This window comes from Micromonospora sp. NPDC050980 (genome assembly GCF_040653835.1).
Lineage (GTDB): Bacteria > Actinomycetota > Actinomycetes > Mycobacteriales > Micromonosporaceae > Micromonospora.
On record NZ_JBFAGS010000006.1, the window covers coordinates 23,425 to 49,142 of the forward strand.

27 protein-coding genes and 1 other RNA gene are annotated in these 25,718 nt (G+C 72.2%); 7 read left to right on the forward strand and 21 right to left on the reverse strand.

Translation table 11 applies throughout. The features are described from left to right. Window positions 1-2: 2 nt before the first annotated feature. From AB0H28_RS11830 to AB0H28_RS11845, 4 genes are all read right to left on the reverse strand, one after another. Window positions 3-1,439 carry an RNB domain-containing ribonuclease gene (locus AB0H28_RS11830; protein WP_358037488.1) on the reverse strand — a complete coding sequence of 479 codons (1,437 nt, stop codon included), beginning with the start codon at window positions 1,437-1,439 and terminating at the stop codon, window positions 3-5. A gap of 93 nt (window positions 1,440-1,532) precedes the next feature. Next, complete coding sequence (locus AB0H28_RS11835; RefSeq protein ID WP_358037491.1) at window positions 1,533-2,141, reverse strand: histone; 609 nt, start codon at window positions 2,139-2,141, stop codon at window positions 1,533-1,535. A 76-nt stretch (window positions 2,142-2,217) separates the two neighbouring features. Further along, window positions 2,218-2,421, reverse strand: coding sequence for a hypothetical protein (locus tag AB0H28_RS11840; protein WP_181569665.1), 204 nt, complete (start codon window positions 2,419-2,421; stop codon window positions 2,218-2,220). Between the two features lie 193 nt (window positions 2,422-2,614). Then, window positions 2,615-2,920 (reverse strand): PadR family transcriptional regulator, encoded by a 306-nt coding sequence (locus tag AB0H28_RS11845; protein WP_358037493.1) that lies wholly within the window; start codon window positions 2,918-2,920, stop codon window positions 2,615-2,617. Window positions 2,921-3,270: 350 nt separating this feature from the next. Between AB0H28_RS11845 and AB0H28_RS11850 the strand changes: the two genes are divergently transcribed. Next, on the forward strand, window positions 3,271-3,642 hold the full coding sequence (locus AB0H28_RS11850) for a hypothetical protein (RefSeq protein WP_358037495.1): 372 nt from the start codon (window positions 3,271-3,273) through the stop codon (window positions 3,640-3,642). Next, window positions 3,639-4,124: a roadblock/LC7 domain-containing protein gene (locus AB0H28_RS11855; protein ID WP_358037497.1), complete on the forward strand. Its 486-nt coding sequence runs from the start codon at window positions 3,639-3,641 to the stop codon at window positions 4,122-4,124. Before AB0H28_RS11850 ends, AB0H28_RS11855 begins: the two co-directional genes overlap by 4 nt. 47 nt (window positions 4,125-4,171) lie before the next feature. On the opposite strand, the gene AB0H28_RS11860 is transcribed toward AB0H28_RS11855, so the two are convergent. Continuing rightward, on the reverse strand, window positions 4,172-4,717 hold the full coding sequence (locus tag AB0H28_RS11860; protein ID WP_358037500.1) for an N-acetyltransferase: 546 nt from the start codon (window positions 4,715-4,717) through the stop codon (window positions 4,172-4,174). A 157-nt stretch (window positions 4,718-4,874) separates the two neighbouring features. Here AB0H28_RS11860 and AB0H28_RS11865 point away from each other — a divergent pair, with 157 nt between their 5' ends. Further along, window positions 4,875-5,510 (forward strand): DJ-1/PfpI family protein, encoded by a 636-nt coding sequence (locus tag AB0H28_RS11865; protein WP_358037503.1) that lies wholly within the window; start codon window positions 4,875-4,877, stop codon window positions 5,508-5,510. A 76-nt stretch (window positions 5,511-5,586) separates the two neighbouring features. Here the strand turns inward: AB0H28_RS11865 and AB0H28_RS11870 are convergent, their stop codons facing one another. Beyond that, complete coding sequence (locus AB0H28_RS11870; RefSeq protein ID WP_358037506.1) at window positions 5,587-5,913, reverse strand: hypothetical protein; 327 nt, start codon at window positions 5,911-5,913, stop codon at window positions 5,587-5,589. Window positions 5,914-5,981: 68 nt separating this feature from the next. Beyond that, entirely contained in the window at window positions 5,982-7,427 is a 1,446-nt protein-coding gene (locus AB0H28_RS11875; protein WP_358037509.1) for a toll/interleukin-1 receptor domain-containing protein, read from the reverse strand. 151 nt (window positions 7,428-7,578) lie between these two features. Here AB0H28_RS11875 and AB0H28_RS11880 point away from each other — a divergent pair, with 151 nt between their 5' ends. Then, window positions 7,579-7,728 (forward strand): hypothetical protein, encoded by a 150-nt coding sequence (locus AB0H28_RS11880; protein ID WP_358037512.1) that lies wholly within the window; start codon window positions 7,579-7,581, stop codon window positions 7,726-7,728. A 194-nt stretch (window positions 7,729-7,922) separates the two neighbouring features. On the opposite strand, the gene rnpB is transcribed toward AB0H28_RS11880, so the two are convergent. Continuing rightward, window positions 7,923-8,332, reverse strand: an RNA gene (gene rnpB, locus AB0H28_RS11885) — RNase P RNA component class A. A gap of 198 nt (window positions 8,333-8,530) precedes the next feature. On the opposite strand from rnpB, the gene AB0H28_RS11890 reads away from it, so the two are divergent. After that, a complete protein-coding gene (locus AB0H28_RS11890) occupies window positions 8,531-9,292 on the forward strand; it encodes a sulfite exporter TauE/SafE family protein (RefSeq protein WP_358037515.1) in 762 nt (253 codons plus the stop codon). Window positions 9,293-9,296: 4 nt separating this feature from the next. Here the strand turns inward: AB0H28_RS11890 and AB0H28_RS11895 are convergent, their stop codons facing one another. After that, window positions 9,297-10,520: an MFS transporter gene (locus AB0H28_RS11895; RefSeq protein WP_358037518.1), complete on the reverse strand. Its 1,224-nt coding sequence runs from the start codon at window positions 10,518-10,520 to the stop codon at window positions 9,297-9,299. Between the two features lie 56 nt (window positions 10,521-10,576). Between AB0H28_RS11895 and AB0H28_RS11900 the strand changes: the two genes are divergently transcribed. Beyond that, a complete protein-coding gene (locus AB0H28_RS11900) occupies window positions 10,577-11,044 on the forward strand; it encodes a MarR family transcriptional regulator (protein ID WP_358037521.1) in 468 nt (155 codons plus the stop codon). A gap of 60 nt (window positions 11,045-11,104) precedes the next feature. Here the strand turns inward: AB0H28_RS11900 and mctP are convergent, their stop codons facing one another. The 7 genes from mctP to AB0H28_RS11935 form a co-directional block, all read right to left on the reverse strand. Further along, window positions 11,105-12,751 carry a monocarboxylate uptake permease MctP gene (gene mctP / locus AB0H28_RS11905; RefSeq protein WP_358037524.1) on the reverse strand — a complete coding sequence of 549 codons (1,647 nt, stop codon included), beginning with the start codon at window positions 12,749-12,751 and terminating at the stop codon, window positions 11,105-11,107. A 58-nt stretch (window positions 12,752-12,809) separates the two neighbouring features. Beyond that, window positions 12,810-13,055, reverse strand: a complete 246-nt coding sequence (locus AB0H28_RS11910) for a DUF3311 domain-containing protein (RefSeq protein ID WP_358037526.1) — start codon at window positions 13,053-13,055, stop codon at window positions 12,810-12,812. A gap of 224 nt (window positions 13,056-13,279) precedes the next feature. Beyond that, window positions 13,280-14,485, reverse strand: a complete 1,206-nt coding sequence (locus AB0H28_RS11915; RefSeq protein WP_358037529.1) for a bifunctional RNase H/acid phosphatase — start codon at window positions 14,483-14,485, stop codon at window positions 13,280-13,282. A gap of 5 nt (window positions 14,486-14,490) precedes the next feature. Continuing rightward, on the reverse strand, window positions 14,491-15,228 hold the full coding sequence (locus AB0H28_RS11920; RefSeq protein WP_358037532.1) for a C4-type zinc ribbon domain-containing protein: 738 nt from the start codon (window positions 15,226-15,228) through the stop codon (window positions 14,491-14,493). Beyond that, window positions 15,225-16,055 carry a Nif3-like dinuclear metal center hexameric protein gene (locus tag AB0H28_RS11925; RefSeq protein ID WP_358038209.1) on the reverse strand — a complete coding sequence of 277 codons (831 nt, stop codon included), beginning with the start codon at window positions 16,053-16,055 and terminating at the stop codon, window positions 15,225-15,227. Before AB0H28_RS11925 ends, AB0H28_RS11920 begins: the two co-directional genes overlap by 4 nt. A gap of 121 nt (window positions 16,056-16,176) precedes the next feature. Then, window positions 16,177-16,767 carry a flavoprotein gene (locus AB0H28_RS11930; RefSeq protein ID WP_358037535.1) on the reverse strand — a complete coding sequence of 197 codons (591 nt, stop codon included), beginning with the start codon at window positions 16,765-16,767 and terminating at the stop codon, window positions 16,177-16,179. 16 nt (window positions 16,768-16,783) lie between these two features. Continuing rightward, on the reverse strand, window positions 16,784-18,013 hold the full coding sequence (locus AB0H28_RS11935) for a helix-turn-helix domain-containing protein (RefSeq protein WP_358037538.1): 1,230 nt from the start codon (window positions 18,011-18,013) through the stop codon (window positions 16,784-16,786). 216 nt (window positions 18,014-18,229) lie between these two features. Between AB0H28_RS11935 and AB0H28_RS11940 the strand changes: the two genes are divergently transcribed. After that, a complete protein-coding gene (locus AB0H28_RS11940) occupies window positions 18,230-18,901 on the forward strand; it encodes a bifunctional DNA primase/polymerase (RefSeq protein WP_358037541.1) in 672 nt (223 codons plus the stop codon). A gap of 374 nt (window positions 18,902-19,275) precedes the next feature. Here AB0H28_RS11940 and AB0H28_RS11945 read toward each other — a convergent pair whose 3' ends face one another. From AB0H28_RS11945 to AB0H28_RS11965, 5 genes are read right to left on the reverse strand one after another with little or no spacing between them, the layout of a single operon-like run. Continuing rightward, on the reverse strand, window positions 19,276-19,995 hold the full coding sequence (locus tag AB0H28_RS11945; protein WP_358038212.1) for an FAD:protein FMN transferase: 720 nt from the start codon (window positions 19,993-19,995) through the stop codon (window positions 19,276-19,278). A gap of 44 nt (window positions 19,996-20,039) precedes the next feature. After that, on the reverse strand, window positions 20,040-20,636 hold the full coding sequence (locus tag AB0H28_RS11950; RefSeq protein ID WP_358037544.1) for an FMN-binding protein: 597 nt from the start codon (window positions 20,634-20,636) through the stop codon (window positions 20,040-20,042). A gap of 13 nt (window positions 20,637-20,649) precedes the next feature. Beyond that, window positions 20,650-22,065, reverse strand: coding sequence for a ferredoxin reductase family protein (locus AB0H28_RS11955; protein ID WP_358037547.1), 1,416 nt, complete (start codon window positions 22,063-22,065; stop codon window positions 20,650-20,652). After that, window positions 22,062-23,435, reverse strand: a complete 1,374-nt coding sequence (locus tag AB0H28_RS11960; protein ID WP_358038215.1) for a DUF1501 domain-containing protein — start codon at window positions 23,433-23,435, stop codon at window positions 22,062-22,064. Before AB0H28_RS11960 ends, AB0H28_RS11955 begins: the two co-directional genes overlap by 4 nt. Before the next feature lie 14 nt (window positions 23,436-23,449). Further along, window positions 23,450-25,633 carry a DUF1800 domain-containing protein gene (locus tag AB0H28_RS11965; RefSeq protein WP_358037550.1) on the reverse strand — a complete coding sequence of 728 codons (2,184 nt, stop codon included), beginning with the start codon at window positions 25,631-25,633 and terminating at the stop codon, window positions 23,450-23,452. Window positions 25,634-25,718 lie beyond the last annotated feature (85 nt).

Sequence of the window (25,718 nt, forward strand, 5' to 3'; positions counted from 1 at the left end):
GGTCAGGCGCGCTCGAAGGCGACCTTGCGTTCGGCCGGGTCGGCGACGGTCAGCCGGACCCGGACCCGCTCGCCGAGCGGCAGCTCGCCGGTGCAGCGGGCCCGCACCGGCGGCTCGTCCAGCGCGACGGTGCCGCCGGGCGGCCGGCCGGCCCGGCCGTTGCCCGCCGGGCGAGGCTCGTCCACGTCCAGCACCGCCGCCTCGAAGGTCTCCCCCACCCGGTGCGCCAGCAGCACCGCCTCGGCCAGCTCGATCGCGCCCCGGGTGGCCGCGCCGGCGGTACGGTCGGTCGTCGCCATCACCTCCGGCAACTTCGGCAACGCGTCCCGCACGTGCGCGGGCACCTCCCGCCCCTCGTGCAGGGCCAGGCACGCCTCGGTGGCGTACCGGTCGGCGAGCCGGCGCAGCGGCGCGGTGACGTGCGCGTACGCGGCGGCCACCCCGCCGTGCTCCGGCTGCTCGGGCGCCGCGCCGTCGAACGCCGTGTACGCGGCTCCGCGCATCAGCTCGGCGGCCTGGTCGACGAAGGCGGCGGCGCGGGGTCGCGACGCGTCCAGCCCGACGAGCACCTGACCGACCGAGGCGCCCCGCGGCCAGGGCACGCCGAGCGGGCCGGCGGCCAGCCGCAGCCGCTCGACCGCCTCCGGGCGGGGAGGAGGCATGGTCCGCAGCAGGCCGATCCCGCCGGCGAGCATGATGTCGGCGGCGGCCATGCCGGTGAGCAGCGAGATCTGGGCGTTGTGCTCCTCCATCGCCGCGGGGCCGCGCAGCACCAGCCGCCACCCGTCGCCGTCGGGCTCGACGTCCTGCTCCGGCAGCGGCAGGTTGATCGCGCCCCGGCGCAGCCCGCGCGCGGTGAGCAGCGCGCCGATCTCCGGCAGCAGGGCGATCGGCTCGGGCAGGCGGCCGGCGTCGGCGTCGCGCTGCACCCCGCCGTAGTCGAGCTTGGCCCGACTGCGCACCCGGGCCCGCTCCAGGCCGACCGCGACCGTGTCGCCGTCGGCGTCCAGGTCGATGGTCCAGAGCACGGCGGCCCGGTCGGCGTCGGGCAGCAGGCTCGCCGCTCCCTCACTGAGCGTGTGCGGGTGCAGCGGCACGTTGCCGTCGGGCAGGTAGACCGTCTGGCCCCGCCGCCACGTCTCCGCCTCCAGCTCACCCCCCGGGAGTACGTGGGTGAGCACGTCCGCGATCGCGTACCGGACGCGGTAGCCCCCGCCGGGCCGGCGGGTGAGGTGCATGGCCTGGTCGAGGTCGCGCGAGGTCGCCGGATCGACGGTGACGAACGGGATGTCGGTCCGGTCGGCGACGGCCGGCAGCGGCGCGACGGCCGCGGCGTCGGCCTCGCGCTGCGCCGCGGCCGGGAAGCTCTCGGGAAGTCCCAGCTCGCGGCGCAGCGCGCCGAAGTCGATGCGGGGCGCCAGTACGCGTCGGATCACCACGCGGTCAATCCTGACAGTGCTCCGCACGTTCCGCTCATCGGTGTCGCGGGCGCTCTTCTGCTCCTGAGCGGTGCCGCGCCCGGCGGGCGGTGGTCAGGCGGAGGGCCGGCGGGCCGGCGCCTTGCGCGCGGTGGTCTTTCGGGCGGTGGTGGTCGTCTTGCGCGCCGGCGCCTTCTTGGCCGCCGTGGTCTTCTTCGCGGTGGTGGTCTTGCGGGCGGGCGCCTTCTTGGCCGCCGCCTTACCGGCCGTGGGACGGGTAGCGGGGGTGGTCTTCTTCGCCGCCGTGGTCTTCCTGGCGGTGGTCTTCTTCGCCGGGGCCTTCTTGGCCGCTGTGGTCTTCCGCGCGGCGGTCGTCTTCTTCGCCGGGGCCTTCTTCGCGGCGGTGGTCTTCTTCGCGGCCGTCGTGGTCTTCCTGGCCGGGGCCTTCTTCGCCGCCGTCTTCTTCGCGGTGGTCTTCTTCGCGGTGGTCTTCTTGGCCGGCGCGCTCTTGGCGGTGGTCCTGGAGGCCGGCGCCTTACGCGCCGCCGACACGACCTTCTTGCTGGCCGCCTTCTTCGCGACCGCCTTCCGGGCGGGTGTTCGCCCGGCGCCGGCGCCGGAGGCGTTCGGCGACGCCTTGGTGACCGTCGTACTGCCCGCGGCGCTCTTCCGCGCGGTTGTCCGTTTCGCGGCCGGGCGGGTGGCCTGCTGTGCTACGGCCATCTCGGTTCCCTTTCTGGGGACGTGCTGCCGCCCTCGCGGAGCACGGATCACCTCGACGCGGTCCGTCCCGCGCCGTCTATCGGCCCTCCCCGGCCCAACGGGCGTCCTCGGCATCCCACGCTTCGTTACGCTCCTGCACCTTCTGCAGGGCGTTCTCCGCGTCGGCGGCTGAGGCGTACGGTCCGAGAACGTGCTTCGCGGGACACACGTCGGCATCGGTCTCGACCCGGTGGTGTCGCGTGCACCAGTAGTAGTGCCCACCACTTCCGTCGTCGCTCATGCGATCACTGTGCACCGGGAATCGCCCGGCCGCCACCGGAACGCCACAAATAGTCGCCGCCTCCTCCACATTAGACCTGATCGGGGCGGTTACGGCGGGGAATGGCGGAAGAGTCGCGAGCCGGCGGCGCGTGCCTCAACAGGGCACCGGCGCGGGCGATCGGCACCGCCACGCGCAGCAGGAGAGCGGCCGGTCACCACGCCCTCGCCCCGGCCGGTCCGACGCCGCCCCGGTCGAGCCGTTCGGCGGGCGCGAGGGCACGCACCTCGGCCAGGGCCAGCCGGGCGGCGCGGATCCCCTCGCCGGTGAGGCGGTAGTAGCGGCGGGCCGGTCGGCCGGCGGCGACCGGGTCGACGTCCTCCCAGTCGGCGGCGAGCCAGGCCGCCGACCGGAGGCGGTGCAGCACCGGGTAGAGCGTCCCGCTGGGCAGGCCGGTGAGCCGCATCAGGTCGAGGCCGTAGCGCGGCGCGTCGGGCTCGGCGAGCAGCGCCGAGAGCACCTACGGCTTCCGCCGCCAGGTGTTGGACTCGCTGCGCGACGCCGGCGAGCCGGCGGAGATCGATCGGGTCCGCGCTCGGGAGCTGCTCGACGTCGACTACCGGCTGGAGATGTGCCGACCGGATCCGCTTAGCAGGCGGCTCCACAATCGACCATCGGTCGGCGAGTCCCACTTACGGGACTGACGGACGGGCGGGCGGAGCTACCCAGGTGGATCACCGGCCACCAACGTGCAGGCTGCACATTGCTGTGCAAGCCTCGACGGAGCATATTCGCGGGAGGCGCCGGCTGTCAGCCCGCAGACACCCGAGCGGCGGCCGGCCCACCCGGCCGATCCCTGGGGAGAACACCGTGGGCAACCTCGACGTCGCGTTGAAGAGCGCGATGGACATCGACGGCGCGATCGGCGCCGCGCTCGTCGACTACACAAGTGGCATGACTCTCGGCGTGGCCGGCGGCACCGGTGAGATCGACCTGACCGTCGCCGCCGCCGGCAACACCGACGTGGTCCGGGCCAAGCTGCGGACCATCGAGATGCTGAAGCTCGACGACGAGATCGAGGACATCCTCATCACGCTGGGCAGCCAATACCATCTGATCCGGCCGTTGAGCAACAGCACCGGCAAGGGCCTGTTCCTCTACCTGATGGTGAGCAAGAGCCGGGCCAACCTGGCGATGGCCCGCCACCAGTTGCGCGCGATCGAGGAGAGCCTGGAGCTGTGAGCCGGGTGGACAATCTCCCCCGCCGTACGCCGGCCAGGGCCGGCACCCTGCCACCGCCGCGAGCGCTGCCGCCGTCGCTGGCCGGCAACCCGGCGCTGCCGTACCCGGCGATCGGGCAGGAACTGTCCGCGCTGCGGCTGCAGATCCCCGGCGTGCACGGCTGCGTGCTCGGCGGCGTCGACGGCCTGCTGATCACGCACAACCTGCAGAACGACGCCAGCCCGGACGACCTCGCGGCGCTGGCCGCGACCATGTTCGGGCTGGGCCGCCAGGTCGGGTCCCGGCTCGGGCAGGGCGACTTCCAGCAGTCCACGGTCCGCAACGAGCACGGCTACCTCAGCGTCTACGCGGTCAGCCGGCAGGCGCTGCTCGCCGTGGTCGGCACGGACAGCATCAACGTGGCCCGCCTGCACCTGCACGCCCCGACCACCGCCGCCCACCTCGCCGACCTGCTCGACGGCGTCACCCCCACCGCGCCCTGACGCGCCGCCGGTCGCGCCGGCCCCTTTCCGGGTACGGCGCGGCCGGCTCATCCGGCCTGGTCACGCAGACCGACGCAGTCGTGCCGCCAGAAGGTGTCCGAGTAGACGAACGTGCCGGTCATCCACGGCTCGTACGCCGGCAACGTCACCACCTGGAAGGCGGCGTCGGGAATGCGCAGCGACGGCCTGCGGAAACCCTGCGCCTCCGCCGGGCCGAAGCCGAGCCGGGAGTAGTACCGGGGGTCGCCCTCCAGGAACACCAGCGGCACGCCGCGTACGTCAAGCTCCTGCAGCCCTTGCCGGACGAGCGCGCGACCGATGCCGCGACGCTGCCGGTGCGGGCCGACGGCGAGCGGGCTCAGCGACACCACGTCGACGAGCCGGCGGGGCGCGTCCAGCCGGCACCGGCTGAACATCACGTGCCCCACGACCTCGCCCGCCTCGTCGGCCACCAGCGACAACGCGGCGGGGTCGTCGCGGCGCAGGTCTTCCACCAGGCGCGCCACGACCTCACCGTGCTGGCCCCCGAACGCCTCGCGGTGCAACGCGCCGACGCGTTTCCGGTCGCGGGCCTGTTCCTCCCGAAGAGCCATGGCCGGACGGTAGGGCGCGGGCCCCGCCGGGGACAAACGAATAACCCGCCGCCCTGCGACACCGTCTCCACGATCGCCCGATGGACGACGCAATAGACATTGTCTACGGGACCGTGGTAGACACTGTCCACGTCTTGGTTGGGCCGGAAGGAGCCAGATGCAGATCGCCATCCTTCTCTTCGAACGGTTCACCGCCCTCGACGCCGTCGGACCCTACGACGTGCTGTCCCACCTGCCCGGCGCCGAAACCGTGTTCGTCGCGCATCGCCCGGGCCCGGTCGTCAACGAGGTGGGCAGCCTGCACCTCACCGCCACCGCCGCGCTGGCCGACGTACCGAAACCGGACGTCGTCGTGGTGCCCGGCGGGCCGGGCTGGCACGCCCAGATGATCGATGGTCCGGTGCGCCAATGGCTACGCGCCGCCGACGAACACAGCACCTGGACCGCATCGGTGTGCACCGGATCGCTCCTGCTCGCCGGCGCGGGCCTCCTCACCGGCCGGCGGGCCACCACCCACTGGCTGGCCCACGACCAACTGGCGCCGCTGGGCGCCACCCCGGTCGCCGAACGCGTCGTCGCCGACGGAAAATACCTCACGGCGGCCGGCGTCTCCGCCGGCCTGGACATGGCGTTCACCCTCGCCGGACGGATCGCCGGCGACGCCGTCGCCCATACCATCCAGCTCGCACACGAGTACGAGCCCCGGCCGCCCTACCAGGCCGGATCACCCGACCGGGCACCCGGCGAGATCGTCGACGCGCTGCGCGCCCGGCGCGACGCCATCCTCTACTGACCGCACGGGGACCAGCTCAAGGACAGCACATCCGCCACCACCAACCCGCAGGTGCTGCGATCGCGTGTCGTCGGTGTCACACGGACGGGTCCCAGGCCGCGAGCTGATCGAATACCCGACGGTCGCCTTCGAACTTCAACGACTCCAACGGTATGCGGCCGTAGAAGAACAGGACCAGGTCACTGGCCGTGCCCTGGGCGGAGGCGTCGGGCGTACCGATGTCCTCGCCGGCAGCGGGCGTGAGGTGGGCGACCTGCGCGCCTGCCCGGGAGAGCCGGAGGCGCCAGGAGCGGCCCTCGGTGGCGTGGTAGTCGACGACGGCTGCGGCATGCGGCCAGGCGACCGTCGTCGCGCAGAGGGTGAACTGGCAGTCGTCGAAACCGTCGAGGGCGCTGCTGAGCACGGCGGCCGACGGAACTTGACATTCATAGGAGCATCGGGATGGCGGCTTTGGACTGAGTGGGAGCCGAATTAGTTACGGTGCTCCAATAGCGCAGGAGAAACGCTTTCTAGGGCCTTGACCTCGTCAAGCCAGCCAGCGAGCAAACCGCGAAGGGCAGCCATTCGGAGGCAAGCAGCTTGAATCTTCTTCAACGGAATATCGAGCGTTTTCGAAAATCCCAACACGCCCTCTACCGATGCACTGAGGCCTTCGACGTGGGAGAGAGAATCTATGCCGGACTCCGACAATTCCCGAATTGTACTTAGAAAAGCGATACCATCCTCGTCTTCCATGGTGTCCGGGTCCGCCTTCACTCTCTCAAATAGATAGTTAACCAGGAATCCCCACTCCTTGAAATTGCTGTGAATGCGGTCAGCCCTGACCTGCATATCATCTGCAATCGGCGTCAACACCTCGGCCAAGCTCCTTGAGACAGCCAACTTCTGACCAAAGGTGTTGGCCCTTTGCATGCGAGGCGAGGCCGCCTCCGTCCGGCTGCCAAGCTCCTCGATGAGCAATGAAAACTCCTCCATGTCGCTTGTGATCTCCGGGAGCCTTTCTTCCGCCTCGGCTAGGCGATCAAAGAGGTAACCACCCTCACCCTCACCCTCACCCTCACCCTCACCCTCACCCTCATCCTCATCCTCAGCCGGCGTCGCGGCAGACTCCTCCGCACCTTCGGTCAAGGCGACAGCGGTAGCGAGGACTTCGTCGATTCGATCGCTGATCTCCTCGACCACCCCGAGCCATGACGCAGATCCAATTTCCGCCGTGCGCAGTCCCGAGATGTCGACCCTGTTTCGCACGGATAGTTGTTTCCACAGGTCGTCATCGGAAAACGATCGCTCAATGCGGTCCAACTTGGCGAAGACGAGCGGAATGACTAGCCGAATACTAGAGTTGGCGTTCAAGAACCCGATGAATTCACTAAGCTCCTCGCGGCATGCCGCGCTACGCAAGTAGGCCGGCGACACAAAGGCGAGAAATACGGACGAGGATGACAGGCCAAGACGGATCCTGTCCTTCCAGTTTTCGCCGGGCGCTATCGAATCGGTATCCTTAAACACACCGACCACTTGGCCGGTCAGGCTGTGATATGTGTTGGCGATATCGTTGATCAGCTGGGTAATGCGGCCGTGTGTTGCTTCGTCATCAACCCGCGCGTAGGACACGAACACGGACACCTCTGCCCTCGGCCCGGGCGATTCGATGTCAACGCGCTCCCGTGTCTCAACCCAGAGTTGGCGGAAAAGCTCGACGTCCCCCTTAAGGTGTTCGACGATCTTCACCGTTATTGGCCAAGATGGGATCTTTGTCCCTTTCGTAACCGAGTTTACCGTTGTGTGACTTATGCCACCAATTGCCGTAGCGATAGCCCTGCTGCTCGGCCGCCCGGCCTGGAGGTAGAGGTCGTTCATTGCCGCGAAGAATCTTCGCTCCGCTCCGCCGCGCGGGTCTCCGCCTGCCGTATTCATGCCATCCCTTCTTGACCATGCCACCCCCGGCCGCATACTCTCCTGCAAGTCAGTGTAAAGTTGACAGCTAGTTTACGAGGCGATCCAGGCAAAGTGGCCCGGTGCCCACCATGCGGGAGCGGCCGGTGGCCGCAGGAGGCAGTGTACGCAGATGTACATTACCGTAAAGGCGACCTGGGTTTTGTTCGCGGTCGTCGTCTTCGGACTCGCGTTCTGCGCGTGGAAGTACCCGCGCAGCGTGGTCCCGATCACCATCGCGATCGCCGCCGCCGCCGCGATGGCAACGATCGTGGAGTTGTAGCCGACCGCCGAGAAACTGGGCACGGCCCGGCCGAGTAGCCAGGCGATGCACTCCGCCAGCCAATGGTCAGGTGGGCCGTCCCTGGGCCGTCGCTCGGCCGTCGAAGGCCTACCAAAGGTGACCGACGATGACCGATAGCAAGCGAAGAAACAGCAGGCCAGCCACCACGTGTGGGCGGCTGGGCTGGTGGGCGACGGACGAGTCGACCTGTACGCCGGATTCTGTGCCCGGCACGCCCGAAGGCGCGCCGGCGGCGGCCATCCATCTAGGCCTGCCGTCGCCGGCAGGCTCCAGCGGCCTACCCGCAGACATCGGGCGGGCCGCCCTCAAGCGTCTGCGCGGGTCGTCATCTTGCGGTGACGGCCCTTTCTTGGCCTTGCTCCGGGTGGGGTTTACCGAGCCACCCCGGTCACCCGGGGTGCTGGTGGGCTCTTACCCCACCGTTTCACCCTTACCGTCCCGTGTACGGGCCGGCGGTCTGTTTTCTGTGGCACTGTCCCGCGGGTCACCCCGGGTTGCCGTTAGCAACCACCCTGCCCTGTGGAGTCCGGACGTTCCTCGGCGGCGGGCCGGGGCCCGCCGACGCGACCGCCCGGTCGACTCGTCCGTCGCGCCCCCATCCTAACGACGGGCCCGGCACGCGCATTTCCGCCCCGGGTCGGGCGCGAGCCGCGAGTTCGCCGAGGTGGCGGCATTCCGGGGCCGTCGACACCGCCACTTTCCCGAACCGGCGGGACCGGACCCGGAACCGACCGCGACCGGGCGGGCGACCCGGCCGAGGGCGTACTAGCCTCGGGAGATCATGGATATCTCCGACGTCGCGCTGCTGGTCGTCGCCGGCCTCGCCGCGGGGACGGTGAACGCGGTCGCCGGCGGCGGTTCGCTGATCACGTTCCCGGCGCTGATCGCGACGGGTCTGCCGCCGGTGGCGGCCAACGTGTCGAACTCGGTGGCGGTCTTCCCGGGCTACCTGGCGAGCGTGGCGGGCAGCCGGGTGGACCTGCCGCGCGGGCGGGCGCTGTGGTCGCTGCTGCCGACGGCCGCGGTGGGCACGGTGGTCGGTTGCGTGCTGTTGCTGGCCACGCCGGCCCGGGCGTTCGAGCTGGTGGTGCCGTTCCTGGTGCTGGGCGCGACGGCGGTGTTGGCGTTCCAGGATCCGCTGCGTCGGCTGGTGGGCCATCCGGCGCGGATGAGCCCGCGCCGCCGTACCGTCACCGTGCAGGTCATGGTCGGGCTCGGCACGGTGTACGGCGGCTATTTCGGTGCGGCGCTCGGGGTGATGCTGGTGGCCGGGCTGGCCCTGGCGCTGGACGCGACGCTGGCCCGGGTCACGGCGGTGAAGAACCTGCTGTCGGCCGTGGTGGGGTTGACCACGCTTGTCGTGTTCGCGCTGTTCGGCCCGGTGCAGTGGGTGGCCGTCGCGGTGGTCGCGCCGGCCACCCTCCTCGGGGGGTACGCGGGCGCCCGGCTGGCCCGCCGGCTGCCGGCGGTGGTGTTGAAGACGGTCATCGTGCTGTTCGGCACGACGATCGGCCTCTACCTGCTGTGGCGCGCGCTGACCTGACCGGTCAGTACGCCTCGCCCACCGGCTCCTCGGGGGCGTGCTCGGCGGTGCGGGCGGCCCGGTTCCAGATCACCCGTTCGCCGTAGCCGGCGGCCATCAGGTGGCCGAAGGCGAGATAGACGAGCACGCCGACGGCGAGCACCCCGAAGCCGACCCAGAACGGCAGCGCCAGGCCGTGTTCGGCGAGCTTGCCGGAGATGATCGGCGCGGGCGCGGCGGCGCCCCAGCGGACCAGGTTGAACGCGCCGGTGGCGACGCGCCGGTCGGCGGAGCCGAGGCCGAGGGCCAGGTCGGTCAGGTTGGCGTTGGCCAGACCCATGAACAGGCCGGCGACGACGAGCACGGCGAGCGACATGGCGGTGCCGGCGCTGGTGGCGAACAGGACCATGCAGACGAGCAGGCCGGCGACGGCCACGCCGACGGTCTGCACCGCGCCGATCCGGTGTGCCAGGCGGTGCCCGATGAGCAGGATGCCGGCGGCGAGGCCGAGGCCCCAGCCGGTGAACGCCAGGCCGAGCGGGATGACGTCGAGGCGCAGGAACAGCGGCGTGTAGCCGAGCACCACGAAGAAGACGAAGTTGTAGGCGGCGGTGACCACGCAGAGGGTGATGAACGCCGGTTTGCGGTAGGTGGCGAAGATCTGGCCGACCCGTACCGGTGGTTGTGTGGTGGTGGGTTCGCGGAGCTTGCGGGCGGCGACGCCGAGCGCGAGCACCATGAAGACGCCGCAGACGAAGAACGGCAGCCGCCAGCTCACCTCGCCGAGCAGGCCGCCGATCAGCGGGCCGATGGCGAAGCCGAGGCCGAGCGCGGTTTCGAAGAGGCCGACCACCCATTCCCGGTCGAGGGCGAGGTTGACCAGCACCACCATAGCGGTGGCGAAGAACATCGCGTTGCCCAGCCCCCAGACGCCGCGCAGCACGGAGAGCTGGACGATGTCGTTGCTGAACGAGGCGAGTATGGCGGCCAGGCCGACCACCGAGACGCCGGTGACGAGCACCGGTTTGAAGCCGAACCGGCCGCTGGCCAGGGTGGCCGGGATCATGCCGACGGCCATCACCGCGATGTACGCGGTGAAGAGCAGTTCGACCTGCCAGGCGGTGACGCCGATGGCCGCGCCGATGGCGGGCAGGATGGGGTCCACGACGGCGATGCCGGCGATGGCGAGGAACGCCACGAGCGTGGTGGCGTAGATGGCACTGCGGTTGGGCTCGGATCGCCGATCCACTCCGCAACCTCCCAGATAGCTGTATCGTACAGGCAGTTTCCTTGTATCATACAGCTATGAGCGACGACGCCCACCCCGACGAGATCACCCTCGGCCGGATCGAGACCGAGGTCGCGTTGCTGATGCGACTGGGCGAGGCCACCCGGCGCGGCACCGGCACCATGGAGCACCGGCTGCTCGACCGGGCCGCGTACGTGATCCTGCGGCACCTCGACGTGGCCGGCCCGCAGAACGTCTCGGCGCTCGCCGCCCGGCTCAACCTGGACGGCTCCACGGTCACCCGGCAGGTCTCCGCGCTCCAGCGCGACGGCCTGATCGCGCGTACCCCCGACCCGGCCGACGGGCGCGGCACGGTGATCTCGGCGACGGCGGCCGGGCTCCAGCGGATGGCGGCCGTGCGGGCCGCCCGCACCCGGCTCTACGGCGAGATGCTGTCCGGCTGGTCCACCGCCGACCGGGACACGCTCGCGAACCTGCTGCACCGCCTCAACGAGGCGCTCGACGCCCGCAACCGTCGCCGCTGACGCGGTGCGTTAAGAGGGGCCCCCTGTTATGCAGAATGCGTTAACAGGGGGCCCCTCCTTTCACGCGACCGGCTCGCGGGCGGCGGTGGCGGCGGTGGCGTCGACGCGCGGGTCGCCCTCGTCGGCGAAGTAGTCGTCCGGCGTGGTGCCGTCCGGCCCGTCGGCCACCTTCGCGGCCCGCAGCGCCAGCGTGACCAGCGCGGCCACCACCAGGTTCACCAGCACCGCCACGATGCCCACGTAGATCGTCCTGGTGGTGTCGAAGCCGAACTCCGACAGTGGGAACGCCGAGCCGGCGAAGTGCTTCTTGCCGGTCGCCGGGTTGCCGATCTGGTAGAGCATCCACATGCCCAGGCCCATGCCGGCCGCCCAGCCGGCGATCAGCGCGCCCCGGTGGAACCAGCGGGTGTAGAGGCCCAGCGCCACCGCCGGCAACGTCTGCAGGATGATCACCCCGCCGATGAGCTGGAGGTCGATGGAGAACTGCGGGTCGAGGAAGACGATGCAGGCCACCGCGCCGACCTTCACCACCAGGGAGGTGATCTTCGAGACGTTCGCCTCCTGCCCCGGGGTGGCGTCCCGCTTCAGGTACTCCTTGTAGATGTTGCGGGTGAACAGGTTCGCCGCCGCGATCGACATGATCGCCGCCGGCACCAGCGCGCCGATGCCGATCGCCGCGTACGCGACGCCCGCGAACCAGTCCGGGAACTGCTGGTCGAACAGCAACGGCACCACCGTGTTGCCGTCGACGCTGCCCTCCTTCGCGCCGGGCAGCGGCTTCACGTTCGCCGCGATGGCCATGTAGCCGAGCAGCGCGATCAACCCGAGCAGCAGGCTGTACGCCGGCAGCGCGGACATGTTCCGCTTGATCACGTCCCGGTTCCGGCTGGCCAGCACACCGGTGATGCTGTGCGGGTAGAGGAACAGCGCCAGGGCCGAACCGAATGCCAACGTCACGTACTGGAGCTGGTTGTTGGCGTTGAGCAGGATGCCGTCGTTCGGGTTGGGTGAGGCGGTGAACTTCGCGTCCGCGGCGTCGAAGATCGAACCCCAACCACCCAGCTTGTACGGCAGGTAGACGACCGCCACCAGGATCACCACGTAGATCAGCGAGTCCTTGACGAACGCGATGAGCGCCGGCGCGCGCAGCCCGGACTGGTAGGTGTAGGCGGCCAGGATCGCGAACGCGATGATGATCGGCAGGTGTCGGGCCGCCGCGCTCTCCCCGGTGACGCCCATGGTCTTCAGCACCGCCTCGATGCCGACCAACTGCAACGCGATGTACGGCATGGTGGCGACGATGCCGGTGATCGCGACCAGCAGCGCCAGGACCGGCGAGCCGAACCGGTTGCGGACGAAGTCGGCCGGGGTGACGAAGCCGTGCCGGTGCGACACCGACCAGAGCCGGCACAGCACCAGGAACACCAGCGGGTAGATGACGATCGTGTAGGGCACGGCGAAGAAACCGGCCGCGCCGGCCCCGAAGATCAGTGCCGGCACCGCGACGAACGTGTACGCGGTGTAGAGGTCACCGCCGACCAGGAACCAGGTGATCCAGCCGCCGAAGCTGCGCCCGCCCAGCCCCCACTCGTCGAGGTGGGCCATGTCCTGCGGCCGGCGCCACCGGGCCGCCACGAAGCCCATGGCGCTGACCAGCAGGAACAGCAGCGAGAAGACGATGATCTCGGTGAGGTGGTCGCGCCACATCACTGTGCCTCCTTCGTTCGCGACTGCGGGGCTCGCAGGCCCGGCTCACTCCTCGCGCTCACCGCTCACCCCGCTTCTTCTTGGTCATCTGGTAGACCAGCGTGGTGGTGGCGACGCCGAGCAGGATCCAGGCCAGTTGCAGCCAGTAGAAGCGCGGGAACCCGAACAGGCGCGGCGAGTCGGCGTTGTAGAACACCGGGATCAGCGGCACCACGATCGGGATGAGCAGCAGCCAGTTCCAGGGACTCTTGTCCTTCGCCCGGGAACGCGCCGTCTCCGGCGCCTCCGGTTCCGGTGCGGCCATGTGACACCCTCCGGGAAGTCGTAGCGGGCCATGTGACGGCCGGAGGCTACGACCCTGTGAGCCCGGTCACGTTCAACCGGCGGACGTCGATGCGCCGAACGGCGGCCCGGCTGCGCCGAACGGCCGGCGGGCTCGCCGCCGCGACGGCCCGCGCGTCACCGCCGCAGGAACACGCGTGGGACACGGCAGTGGGCGCGCCGGGCCGCGAGTCGCGGGCCCGGTGATCAGAGGTCGCCGAGGTGAGCGGTGTCGTTCACCGAACGGACCGCGACGCCGCCGTCCGGGTACAGGTCGAGCACCGAGACGCCCGCGGTGTCCAGGTAGAGCCGATGCAGGAACGCGTCGCCGGCGGCCAGCGCGTCGCGCAGCACCAGCTTGATCGGCGAGACGTGCGAGACGACCACCACGGTCTCCCCGGGGTACGCCGACCGCAGCCGGTCCACCCCCCGGCCGGTACGCGCGGCGACCGCCGTGAACGACTCACCCCGCGGCGGGGCGACGCGGGTGGAGGCGAGCCAGGCGTCCAGCTCACCCGGCCAGCCGTCGCGCACCTCGGCGAACGTGCGCCCCTCCCACACACCGAAGTCGCACTCGATCAGGTCGTCGTCGGTGCGTACCGGCGGGTTTCCGACCAGCGGGGCGATCGCCTCGGCGGTGGCCGTGCACCGGGACAGCGGCGAGCTGACCACGGCCGCGACGGACGGCGCCAGCTCGGCCACCCGGGCGGCGGTGGCCCGGGCCTGGGCCCGGCCCCGCGCGGTCAGCGGCACGTCGCCGCGACCGGAGTAGCGCTTCTGCACGGTGCGCTCGCTCTCCCCGTGCCGCACCAGGATCAGCCGGGTGCCCTCCTCGGTCGGGCGGGGCTCCCACGACGCGGGGGTGGTGGCCGGGTCGGTGCCGGTGGCCTTCGCGGTGGCGGCGCGGGCGGCCACCTCGCGGGCGGCGGCGCGAGCCGGCGAGTCGGGGCCGGCGACCTCGCGTGCGGGCGCCGCCGCGCGCGGCGCCGTCGGGGCCCGGCCCGCCGCGGCGTCCATGGCGGCGTTGGCCAGCGCGTCGGCGTGCTTGTTGCGCTCCCGCGGAATCCAGGTGAACCGGACGGCGGCGAAGCGGCCGACCAGCTCGGCGGCCTGGGCGGCCAGCGGGCGCAGCCCCGGGTGCTTGATCTGCCAGCGCCCGCACATCTGCTCGACCACCAGCTTGGAGTCCATCCGCGCCTCGACCTCGGCGGCGCCCAGCTCGGCGGCGGCCTCCAGCCCGGCGATCAGGCCGCGGTACTCCGCGACGTTGTTCGTCGCCGTGCCGATCCCGGCCGAACGCTCGGCCAGCACCTCACCGGTCTCCGGGTCCCGGACCACCGCGCCGTAGCCGGCCGGGCCCGGATTGCCCCGGGAGCCGCCGTCGGCCTCGATCACGACCGCGCGCACCGCCACGACGGCTACAGTCCCGACTCGTTGGTCCGGACCATGATCCGGCGGCACTCCTCACAGCGGACCACGTCGTCCGGGTCCGCCTTGCGGATCCGGGCCAGGTCCGCGCCGGACAGCTCCAGCCGGCAACCGCCGCAGCGACCGCCGGTGAGCAGCGCGGCGCCCAGGCCGGTGTCCTCCCGGATCTTGTCGTAGAGGGTGACCAGATCCGTCGGCAGGTCGTCGGCGAGCGGACGGCGTGAGGTGCGCTTGAAGTCCTCCTCCTTGGCGATCTCGGCGAGCGCGTCGTCGCGGCGCTGCTCGGCCGCGCCCCGGCGCTCCCGCGCCTCGGCGATCCGCCCCTCGATGCCGTCCAGCACGCCCTGCGCCGTCTCCCGCTGCTCCATCACCTCCAGCTCGGCGTCCTCCAGGTCGCTCTGCCGGCGGTTGAGCGAGACCAGCTCGTGCTGAAGCGCCTCCAGCTCCCGCGCCGGGCCGTTGCCCGAGGCCAGCCGCGCCTCGTCCTTGCTCTTGCGGGCCCGCACCTGGTCGACGTCCTTCTCCAGCCGGGCGATGTCCCGGTCCAGGTCGTCGACGGCCACCTGGGCGCGGACCCGCTCGTCCTCCAGCGCCGACAGCTCGCGCGCGAGCGCCTCCAGCTCGGCCCGCTCCGGCAGGCTCCGGCGGCGGTGCGCGAGCTGGGCGAGCGTGGTGTCGATCGCCTGCAGGTCGAGCAGGCGACGCTGCACCTTCGGGTCAGCCTTCACGGTCGGGGCTCCTTGTCGTCCGGTCGGGGCGCGGCGGCGTGCACGGTCCAGGGGTCGGTGTCCAGGTCGGACACCACGGTCTCGACGCCCAACTCGCGGGCCAGGTGGGCGGCCAGGTCGTCCAGCCACGGTCGTTCGGTCGCCCAGTGGGCGGCGTCCAGCAGGGCCGGCCCGCCAGCGGCGAGGTGCTCCCCGGCCGGATGGTGGCGCAGGTCCGCGGTGAGGAACGCGTCCACCCCGGCCGCGGTCGCCGCGGCGAGGAAGCCGTCCCCCGAGCCGCCGCTGACGGCGAGGGTACGAACCATACGCCCGGGATCCCCGGCGGCGCGAACACCCCAGGCGGTGACCGGGAGCACGGCGGCGGCCAGCCGGGTCAGCTCGGCCAGGGTCATCGGGGCGGGCAGCTCGCCGACCCGGCCGATGCCCCGGCCGGGGCCGTCGGCGGGTGACCCGGGGCGGGGCGGGTGCAGCGGGCGCAGCCCGGTCAGCCCGAACCGGGCGGCCAGGGCGTCGGACACGCCCGGCGCGGCCACGTCGGCGTTGGTGTGCGCCACGTACAAAGCCATGTCGGCCTTGATCAGCCGGTGCACGATGCGGCCCTTGTACGTGGTGGCGGCCACCGAGGAGACGCCGCGCAACAGCAGCGGGTGGTGCGCGACGATCAGGTCGACGCCGGCGGCCAGCGCCTCCTGGACCGTCTCCGGGACCACGTCGACCACGCAGCCGACCCGGCGCACCGGGTGGTCGGGCTCGCCCAGCACCAGACCGACCCGGTCCCACTCCTCGGCCCAGGCGGGCGGGTAGCGGCGGTCCAGGGCGGCCACCACGTCGGCGACCGTGGGCGGCGATCCGGTTGTGCTCACGGCCGGCCAGCTTACCGGCGTCCGGCGGCCGGCACGTCCACGGCGGGCGGGCCGGGCCCCCGGACGTGGCCGGAGGCCCCCGCGCTCACCCCGCCCGGGCGACCGGCGCGACCGGTCGCGGCGCGCCGCGCAGGGCGGCCAGGCCGGCGTCCCAGGGGAAGGCGTCCAGGTGCCGCTCACCGGTGCCCGGCGGGTGCAGGCGGACCACGTCGTCGCCGAAGACCACCCGGACGCCCCACTCGGCGAGCCGGGCCAGGCTGGACCGGAACGCCGGATGCCCGGCCATCGCCACGTTCGTGTACGGGACGGCGGCGATCGGCACCCCGAGCCCCTGCGCCTCGACCAGCAGGCCGAGCGCCAACGTGTCGGTGATGCCCGCCGCCCACTTGTTCACCGTGTTCACCGTGGCCGGGCACACCAGCATGGCGTCCGCCGCGGGCAGCACGTCCGGGTCCCCGGGGTTCTTGTAGTGCGTACGGACCGGGTGGCCGGTCTGCCGGGCCAACGCCGTCCGGTCGACGAACTTGGCGCCGTCCGGCGTGGTGACCACGCAGACCGACCAGCCGTCGGACCGGGCGAGGTCGACCAGCCGGCCGACGTGCCGGGCCAACGGCGAGCCGCAGGCGATGACGTAGAGCACCCCGCGGTGCCCGGTGCTGGTGTGCGGACCGCTCATCCGGTCGAGCCCGCGCTCATACTCCGACTCCCATGTGCTCAGCCAACTCCGCAATCGGCGGCGGCGGCGCACCCCGTGTGCGACGGAGGACCTCGGACATGAGTTCGTGCGCGATCGGCCGGCAGCGGATCTCCGACGGCGCGAGCCGGTCGCCCTGCAACAGCATGTCGCCGGCGCTGCCGACATCGCCGATCTGGGAGTAGCCCCGGGCCAGGTCGAGCAGGTGGTGCGCCCGCCGCTCGGGCAGCAGCGCGTTGAACGCGTGCCCGTTCAGCGCGTTGTGCGTCTCCACCGCCCGGCCGCCGTCGCCCAGCTCCACCGCCGCCGCGGCGCGGTGCAGTTCGAGGTTGGTCGGGCCGAACGACGTCCAGTAGTGGTTGTGGTCGCCGCCCAGCAGCACGGCCGCCTCCCCGGCGCCGCTGAGCAGGTCGTCCACGGTCGCCGAGTCGCCGATGCGGGCGGCGGCCATCGCGCCCTGCAGCAGCAGCATGCCGTAGACGGAGAGCCGCCTGGGGTCGGTGGCGTCGTCGCCGCACGGGGCGAGCCGGTCGGCGATCCGCACGTTGAGTTCGAGCGCCGGGCGGGGGCGGCCCATGGCGACGAGGGCGTTGCAGACCCGGGTGGTGGCGATGCCGGCGAGCAGCGGGTCGTCGGCTCGCTGGGCCACCCCCATCGAACGGTCGGCGGCCAGCCAGGCCAGGTTGCACTCGCCCAGCTTGCGCAGCACCGAGGAGGCGATCTGGTAGACCTGCGCGAGCAGGTGGGCGGCCTCGCGACCCCGGTCGTCACCGCCGTAGGTGGCGTCCGCCGCCTGGGCGTCGCGCAGCAGCTTGGGCAGCGCCCGGGTGAGCATGCCGTAGCGGCCGTACTGGTAGGTGAGCCAGGCGTGGTTGACCGCCTTGCGCATGTCGTCCAGCGGCGGCGGGAACGGCGCGGCGTCGAAGTATGCGCTCATCGAGTCGTAGCGCTCCAGGGCGGTGCGGATCTCCTCCACCTCGACCTGGTCGATGCAGTTGAGCGCGTCGGTGCGCCGCTCCGGGTCCTTGCCGTGCAGCAGTTGCACGTCGATCTGGAGGATGTCGGCGATCTCGTAGAGCACGGAGAACTTGTCCAGCCGGCGGACGCCGCGTTCCACCTTGTCCACCCAGCTCTTCGATTTGCCGAGCCGGTCGGCGAAGACCTGCTGGGACATCTTGCGACGGCTCCGCCAGTAGGCCACCCGCCGGCCTATGGGTAGTTCGTCCATCCCTGCCCCTCCCCCGGTCGACGCCGGCCGCTGCCCCCGCGTCCACCAGATTTGCCCTGGTCGCACAGGTTGTGCGTCAGCCGTCAGGCCAGTTCTCGTAGTTTTCGTGCAAGTTGCACCGGCCGTTCGTCAAGTCAACGATCGCGGGTTACGGCAGTGACGGTTCTCGACGTGTGGCGGTGGACGGATCCGGTGGGGCGAGAGGGGATGGCACACATGTGGGGAAACGTCCGACCGCGCGTCGCTCACCTGTCGCCGCTGGAGCGGGTGCGGCTGCGCCGCGTCGCCGTCCGGTACGCGCTGCACGGCTGGCCGGTCACGCCGGGCGCATGCCTGGCCAACCGTCGCTTCGTCTGCGGCCGGGCCGGCTGCCCCACCGTGGGCTGCCATCCGGCGCTGGAGGACTGGGAACACGCGGCCAGCGTCGATCCGGCCCGGGTGGCCACCTGGTGGCGCCTGCGCCCGCACGGCGTGCTGCTGCCCACCGGGCACGCGTTCGACGTGCTGGAGGTCGCCGCCCACCTGGGCCGGCGGGTGCTGGACACGGTCGCCACCCACCCGGCCGGCCCCGGCGTACGCGGGCCGGTGCTGGTCACCCCGACCGGCCGCTGGATGTTCCTGGTCCGCCCCGGCGACCCGCTGCGGCCGGAGCTGGAGCACTGTTTCCACGTGGTGCGGCACGGCCCCGGCTCGTGGATCCCGGCCCCGCCGACCCGGCTGCCCGAGGGGACGGTGCGCTGGGCGGTCGCCCCGGAGCAGGCCCGGTGGCAGATGCCCGATTCCTACCTGGTGCAGAACGCGCTGATCGCGGCGTTGCGCACCGCCGGGATCACGCTCGCCCCCGACCTGTTCCCCGGTCACCTCCCGCTGCCCCGGCGCGGGTGCTGACCGACAACTGCCCGACAGCGACCTACCCGCCACCGCACTCGTTGGGTCGGGCGAGGGCGCATCCGCGCCAGAGCGGGGGTTGAGATGTCCCAGGACGACGCGGCCCGCCACACCGGCGGCACCGAACCACCGCGGCACCACCGGCGCCGCCCGCACCCGTGGACCTTCACCCGCCCACGCGGCGCCCGCCCCGGCCGCCCCCGCCCCCCAGGCTCCCGCCCCGCCACCCTCCACCGCCCCCTCCGCTGACCCCCACCCACCCCCACCCCACCTCAGGCCGCGCTGTTTCACGGAAAGAGCGCCCATCAGCGGCCGGATGAGCGCTCTTTCCGTGAAACAGCGCGCAAGGGGGTGCGGGGTGCGGGGTGGGGGTGTCAGGGGAGGGTGCGGGAGTGCAGGAGGCGGGCGTCGTCGGTGACCACGGCGTGCCGCCAGGGGGGCGGGAGGCGGTCCAGCCAGGTGATGCCGGAGGGGGCGCCCATGGCCACGGCGGCCGTCGCGTAGGCGTCCGCCTCGCCCAGGTCGGGGCCGACCACGGTGACCGACCGCAGGCCGGCCGCCGGAGCGCCCCGGCGCGGGTCGACCACGTGGTGCCCGCGCTCGTAGACCCCCGAGGTGGCGACCGCCAGGTCGGTGCCGGTCAGCACCAGGCAGGTCGCCGCCGGGTCCCACGGGTGCCGCACGCCGATCCGCCACGGCTCACCGGCGGCGGTGCGCCCGCGGACCCGCACGTCGCCGCCGGCGTTCACGCAGTGGTTCGGCACCCCGGCCGCCACCAGCCGGTCCGAGGCGACCTGCGCCGCCCAACCCTTCACGTAGCCGGACGGGTCCAGCCGGCCGGTCGCGTACACGTCGAAGAAGCCGTCCGTGGACGTCCACAGGTCGGCGCACCGCTCCAGCACCGCGCGCAGGTCGGCGGACGCCTCCGCCACCGGCAGCTCGCCCCGGTCCAGCCGGCACACCTCGCTGTCGTCGCGGTAGGTGCTGAACCGCGCGTCCACCGTGCGCAGCCAGTCGAACGTCCGCTCGGCCAGCTCGTGCAGCGTGGCGGTGGGCAGGTCGTCGGCCAGGTCGAGGCTGATCGCCGTACCCATGATCTGCTCGACCCGGCGCAGGCCGGGCCGGGCGGCGGCGGAACTCACGCCTTGTCGATCGCGGCCTGCAACGACCGCTGGTAGGCGGTGCTGGTGTAGGTGGCGCCGGAGACGGTGCTCAGGTCGGCGCTCTGCTTGGCCACCACCTCGCCCGAGCTGCCGCTGTAGCGGGCCTGCACGTCGTCGCTGCGCTGCCCGGACTGGCCGCCCAGGGGCATCCCGGTCGCGGTGGCGTCGACGATCCGGGTGCCGCTGAGCGTGATCCGGACCTGGAGCGAGCCGTACTTGTAGCTGACCGACGAGCCGGTGACCGTGCGGGTGGTGGGCTTCGGCGCCTTGGTGGTCGTCTTCGGCGCGGCCGGGGTGGTGCCGGTGCGGGTGCTGCCCCGGCTGGCCGGCCTCCGGTCCGGCGACGGCTTGGCGCTCGGCTTCGCCGACGCGCCGGGCGTCGCCGAGACGCTGGGCGCGGCGGCCGACGGGGTGACCCCGCCGGGCGTGGGCGAGCCGCCCGGGGCGACCGGGGCCTGCGCGGCGGGCAGGTCCTGAGCGGTGGCCTGCCCGGCGCCCGGGCCGCCCTTCAGCACGACCAGGGCGGTCGTGCCGGCGGCCAGTCCGGTGATCGCCAGCAGCGCGCGACGCATGATGGGTGCCTTCCTACAACTCGAACGCGGTGAGGTGGATCTGGCGGCGCGGCACGCCGGCCGCCCGCAACACCTTGACGGACTCGTCGACCAGGCCGCCCGGCCCGCACAGGTAGACGTCGCGCCGGGTCAGGTCCGGCACCAGCCGGCGCAGCCCCTCCGGGTTCATCACCTGGCGCGGCCCGGGGTCGTCGCGGCGACCGATGACGTACCAGACCGAGGTCTGCCGGGCCTGGGCGAGCCAGTCCAGCTCCCGGTGCAGCAGCACGTCGGCGGGCTGCCGCGCGCGGTAGATCAGCGCCGCCCCCGGCGGCAGTTCCTCAAGCATCGCCCGCAGCGGCGCGATGCCGCTGCCGCCGGCGATGAGCAGAGCCCGCTCGCGGGTGCGGTGCGCCGCCGTGAACGTGCCGAACGGGCCCTCGGCCCAGACCCGGGTGCCCGGGGTGAGGTCCCGCAGCTCGGCGGTGTGCTTGCCGACGACCTTCACGGTCAGCCGCAGCCAGCGGCCGTTGGCCGCCGCGGAGACCGAGAACGGGTGCGACTCCCACCAGCAGCCCGGGTTGAGGAACCGCCAGCGGAAGTACTGGCCGCCGAGCATGTCGATCTGGTTGAGCCGGTGCCCGGTCAGGTAGATCGAGATGGTGTCCGGGCTCTCCGCCACCACGTCGGCCACCCGCAGCCGGTGCCGCAGGTTGAACACCAGCGGCGCGATCACCCGCCCCCACAGCAGCGCGGCCACCACCAGCAGGTACGCGGCGATCCAACCGATGCGCGCCGGCCCGGGCTCGTGAAGCTGGGCGCCGTTGCTGAACTGGTGCGCGTAGCCGAGCAGCAGGGTCAGGTAGCTGGTCAGGTGCAGGGCGTACCAGAGTTCGTAGGGCAACCGGCGGCGGATGCCGCGCACCGCGGTGAACCCGACCACCACCAGGACGCCGGCCGCCGCGAACGCGGAGACCATGTCCTCGTAGTCGGACAGCAGCGCGCCGACCTCGCCGAACACCGAGTTGCGCTCCTGCCGGGCGTAGCCCACCACCAGCAGCGCCAGGTGGGTGAGCACCGCGACCAGCAGCGTCGCGCCGACGTCGCGGTGCAGCCGGGAGATCCGCTCGCCGCCCAGCGAGCGTTCCAGCACGCCGAGCCGGCTCATCGCCAGCACCTGCACCAGCAGCAGGTAGCCGGCGATCAGGCCGGTGATCCGGCCGCCTGCGGTGAGCAGGTCGGCGGTGTCGGTCAGCGAGCCGGCCGGGGTGTCCAGCCACCAGGGCAGGACGGCGGCGGCCAGGCCGAGCCAGAAGAGCGCCGTCAGCGCCCGCCGGCCGCCGGGTCCGCGACGCGGCCGGCCGGGTGGTACGGAAGCAGCCGGACGGCCGCCGTACGGGGCGGGATGCCCGGTACGACGGCCGGCGGCGTGGGTGTCCTGATATGTCACGCGTACATCTTGATCGGGGTGAACTTCTGCTTCGGGAACACCTTGTCCACCTCGGCGGTGGTCAGACCGAAGCGACCCTGGGCCACCGACCCGTAGACGTTGAACATGTTGTTGTACTCCGGCACGTCACCGCTGTCCAGCTTGCTCAGCCCGTTCCACGTGCCGAGCAGCGAGCCGGCGAGCTTGCGGCCGGACAGCACGGTGACCACACCGCCGTGCCCGTGGTCGGTGCCACCCTTGTTCGAGGCGACCCGCCGGCCGAACTCGCTGGACACCATGATCGTCACGTCGGCTGCCTGGTCGCCCAGGTCGGTGAAGAAGGCCGCCATCGCCTTCGCCAGCTCGTTGAGCCGCCGCCAGAGCTGGCCGCCCTCGCTGGTGCCCTGGTTCTCGTGGGTGTCGTAGCCGCCCATGCCGACGGTCGCCACCCGCACGTTCGCCCCGCCCTTGATGAGCTGGGCGAGCTGCTTGAAGGCGTTGCCGACGCCCTGGTACTCCACGCCGGCCGCCGCGGCGTACGGCTTGGCGGCGAGCTTCTGCGCGGTGGCCAGCGCGCCCATGCCCTCGATGACCGCGTCCTCCACCGGGTGGTTGATCCCGGTGAACAGGCCGCGGATCGCCTTCTCGGTGGCCGCGCGGAACCTGTCGTCGCCGTTGAGCCGCAGGTCGCCGACGCTGTTGAGCGCCAGCGCGCCGTTCACGCCGACAAGCGAACGCGGCAGCGTGCTGCCGATGCCCACGCTGCGGAACGCGGTGCCCTTGCCGAGCGCGTCGACCAGGCTGTCCAGCCAGCCCCGGCCGCCGGTCTCGCCGGGCAGGCCGCCCAGGTTGCAGGCGTCGGCGGCCTGGAAGTGGCTGCGGGACAGCCGCGGGTCGGACACCGCCGGCACGAAGCCGAGCTGCCCGGCCTTGAGCCACTTCTCCAGCGGAGAGAACGCGCTGGTCAGCTTGAAGCCGCGGTCCAGGGCCAGCGAGTCGTTGCCGAGTAGCAGGTCCGGACGGGCCTTGCCGAGCACCGGGTCGCTGGCCGGCGCGACCAGGCTCAACCCGTCCAGCCCGCCGTAGAGGAAGACGTGGATGAGGGTGCCGGTCTTGGTCGCCGCGAACGACGCCGAGGTGGTGACGAACTGCGCGGTGGCCAGCGCGGTCGCGGTGGCCGCGGCGCCGGCGACGAAGGTACGCCGGGTGACGCCCCGGCCGTCCTGCTGGGCCTCCTCGACTTCCTCCAGCCGGCGGTACCGGTCCGCCTCGGCCGCGTTCTCGGCCGCGACGACGTCCGCCTCCGCGCGCAGCAGCGCCTCGGCCGGGTTGTCGGCCAGCCGCCGCACGTCGGGGCATTCGGGGTGCAGGGGGTACGGGTTCACGGTCATCTCCATCGAATGCCTCACCGGAGGTGGTGCTGGGGGGACGCGAGGATCGTCCGCGCGACCGCGGCGATGGCCCCGTTGAAGGTGGCGTCGACCTTGGCGCCCTCGGACACCCCGGCCACGGCGAGCACGAGCTTCTTCTCCTTGGCGCTGAGCTTCTGGTGCACCAGCTTCATCGCCAGCGCGTCCAGGTACGCCCCGGCGGTCGCGGGCGGCTTCGCCACCAGCTTCTCCGGCTTGACGTAGGTGAACTGCTTGCGCCAGCCGCCGAGCAGGTCACCGGCCTCGTTCCAGCCGTCGACCATGGTGCCGGCCGAGGTCCACGCCAGGTAGACGTCGGCGTAGCCGTCCGGGGTGGGCTTGCCCATCGGGTACTGGCCCAGCTCGCGCATCTTGTCCTGGATCTGCCGCAGGCCCTGGGCGAACGGCGTGCGCCGCTTGTCGCCGTCGAACCCGGCCGCCGCGTCCGGCCCGACACCGAGCGACCGGTACGTGGCCACCAGGTACTCCATCGGGCGGCGCACCTTCTGCCCGACCGCAGCCCAGAACTCCGAGGAGCTGAACAGCGTGGCCAGCACCGGCCGGATGTTGCCCTTGTTGGTGGTGTACGCCTTCGCCAGCCGGTCCACGATCGACTTCGGCGGGGTGTCGGAGACGAACCGGGTGGCCAGGTTCTGGGCCACGTACTTCGCGGTCGACGGGTGCAGCGCGATGTACCGGATGTAGGAGTCGATGACCTGGTCGGCGACCTTCGGGTCGGTCGAGTTGTTGGCGTGGCTGAACCCGAGGATCTTCACCTTGCCGACGTAGTGCCGGTCGGCGAAGAACATGTACTTGCCGTCGGCGACGCCCCGGCCGGTCTGGAGCATGGCGGCCTGCCGCACGTCCTTCTCGGTGTAGCCGCCGTCGACGCCGACCGAGTACAGCTCCAGGTTCTCCCGGGCCAGGTTCTCGTTGATCGCGTCCTTGCGCGAGTCGACCTGGTTCAGGTAGAGCAGCAGCGCCGGGTGCTTGTTCGCGGCGACCAGCATGTCCGGGTAGCTGCCCAGCGCGTGCTTACGGATGACGTCCCGGTCGAACGCGTTGCGGTAGTTCTCGCCGCCGTCGAAGTCGGCCGCCACGTGCAGGAAGTCGTTCCAGAAGTCGACCATCACCTCGAAGAGCTGGCGGTCGGACCAGATCTGCCGGGCGATGGTGGCGTCCACCGTCTCCCGGGCCGGGTCGACGCCCCGCTCGTTGAGCTGCTCCCGCTGGTCGCGGAGCTGGGCCGGGCTGAGCTTGAGCGAGGGCAGCTCGGCCAGCTTCAGCTCACCCTTGGTCGGGGCGATCTTCTCCGGTTCGAGCTGCTGGCGCAGCCAGTCGTCGATGCCGAGCCGCTTGATGTCGGCGATCACCTTGGGCGTGGGGCCGAACGTGGCGCGGCGGGCCAGGTGGGTGATCGGGTCCTTGGCGAGCACCGTCTTCACGGTCACCTCGGTCGCCGCCGCGGCGGCTGCCGGGCCGCCGAAGAGCCGGCCGCCGGACGGGGCGTTGCGCTTGAGCGCCGCGCCGGCCCGCGAGCCCATGTAGCTCTCGTTCTGCTCGGTGTAGGTCCGCACTGTGCTGGGCTGCTGGCCGCTGGGCCGGGCCTGGGTGCCGTCGGTGGTCACCGTGCCGGTGGCGTCACCGGCCGCCGGGCCGTCGGAGAACAGGCCGCGCAGTTGCGGGGAGAGGGCGAACGCGGCGCCGCCGGCGACGACCGCCGCACCGCCGAGCGTGGCGAGGGCACGCCGCCGGCCACGGTTCGGGGCGTCGTCGGAGTCGTCGTCCAGACTGGGCAGTCCCGGCCCGGCCGGCGGCGGGTACCCGCCGGCGGGCTGGGGGTAGCCGCCCTGCTGGGGGTAGCCGCCGGGCTGGGGGTAGCCGCCGGGCTGGCCGTAGCCGCCGGGCTGGCCGTAGCCGCCGGGCTGGCCGTAGCCGCCGGGCTGGCCGTAGCCGCCGGGCTGGCCGTAGCCGCCCTGGTCGGCGGGGCCGGCGGGGGCGAAGCCGTTCGGGCCGACCCACTGCGGGCCCGGGGCGGGCTGGGGCACCGGCGTGGGGTACCCGCCGGCGTACGGTGCGGCGGCGTCCAGGTCGCGGTGCCCGTCCGGGTGGGGGTGCTGGTATCCGTCCCAGCCGCGGTCGTCCCTGGGTCGACGCGGTGGCACGTTCAGGTCGGCCATGTACCTATCCCGTTTTCTTCGAGCGCCGGCACGCCTGCCACCCGGGGGTTGGGTGCAGGGGCGGCGACGGTTGCCGGAGTGTTGC

Bases quoted from the DNA above. Each gene is read 5' to 3' on its own strand.
- AB0H28_RS11835 (WP_358037491.1), bottom strand. From the start codon at position 2,141: ATGGCCGTAGCACAGCAGGCCACCCGCCCGGCCGCGAAACGGACAACC.
- AB0H28_RS11840 (WP_181569665.1), bottom strand. From the start codon at position 2,421: ATGAGCGACGACGGAAGTGGTGGGCACTACTACTGGTGCACGCGACAC.
- AB0H28_RS11860 (WP_358037500.1), bottom strand. From the start codon at position 4,717: ATGGCTCTTCGGGAGGAACAGGCCCGCGACCGGAAACGCGTCGGCGCG.
- AB0H28_RS11865 (WP_358037503.1), top strand. From the start codon at position 4,875: ATGCAGATCGCCATCCTTCTCTTCGAACGGTTCACCGCCCTCGACGCC.
- AB0H28_RS11875 (WP_358037509.1), bottom strand. From the start codon at position 7,427: ATGAATACGGCAGGCGGAGACCCGCGCGGCGGAGCGGAGCGAAGATTC.
- AB0H28_RS11880 (WP_358037512.1), top strand. From the start codon at position 7,579: ATGTACATTACCGTAAAGGCGACCTGGGTTTTGTTCGCGGTCGTCGTC.
- AB0H28_RS11890 (WP_358037515.1), top strand. From the start codon at position 8,531: ATGGATATCTCCGACGTCGCGCTGCTGGTCGTCGCCGGCCTCGCCGCG.
- AB0H28_RS11900 (WP_358037521.1), top strand. From the start codon at position 10,577: ATGAGCGACGACGCCCACCCCGACGAGATCACCCTCGGCCGGATCGAG.
- mctP (WP_358037524.1), bottom strand. From the start codon at position 12,751: ATGTGGCGCGACCACCTCACCGAGATCATCGTCTTCTCGCTGCTGTTC.
- AB0H28_RS11910 (WP_358037526.1), bottom strand. From the start codon at position 13,055: ATGGCCGCACCGGAACCGGAGGCGCCGGAGACGGCGCGTTCCCGGGCG.
- AB0H28_RS11930 (WP_358037535.1), bottom strand. From the start codon at position 16,767: ATGAGCGGTCCGCACACCAGCACCGGGCACCGCGGGGTGCTCTACGTC.
- AB0H28_RS11935 (WP_358037538.1), bottom strand. From the start codon at position 18,013: ATGGACGAACTACCCATAGGCCGGCGGGTGGCCTACTGGCGGAGCCGT.
- AB0H28_RS11940 (WP_358037541.1), top strand. From the start codon at position 18,230: ATGTGGGGAAACGTCCGACCGCGCGTCGCTCACCTGTCGCCGCTGGAG.
- AB0H28_RS11945 (WP_358038212.1), bottom strand. From the start codon at position 19,995: ATGGGTACGGCGATCAGCCTCGACCTGGCCGACGACCTGCCCACCGCC.
- AB0H28_RS11950 (WP_358037544.1), bottom strand. From the start codon at position 20,636: ATGCGTCGCGCGCTGCTGGCGATCACCGGACTGGCCGCCGGCACGACC.
- AB0H28_RS11960 (WP_358038215.1), bottom strand. From the start codon at position 23,435: ATGACCGTGAACCCGTACCCCCTGCACCCCGAATGCCCCGACGTGCGG.
- AB0H28_RS11965 (WP_358037550.1), bottom strand. From the start codon at position 25,633: ATGGCCGACCTGAACGTGCCACCGCGTCGACCCAGGGACGACCGCGGC.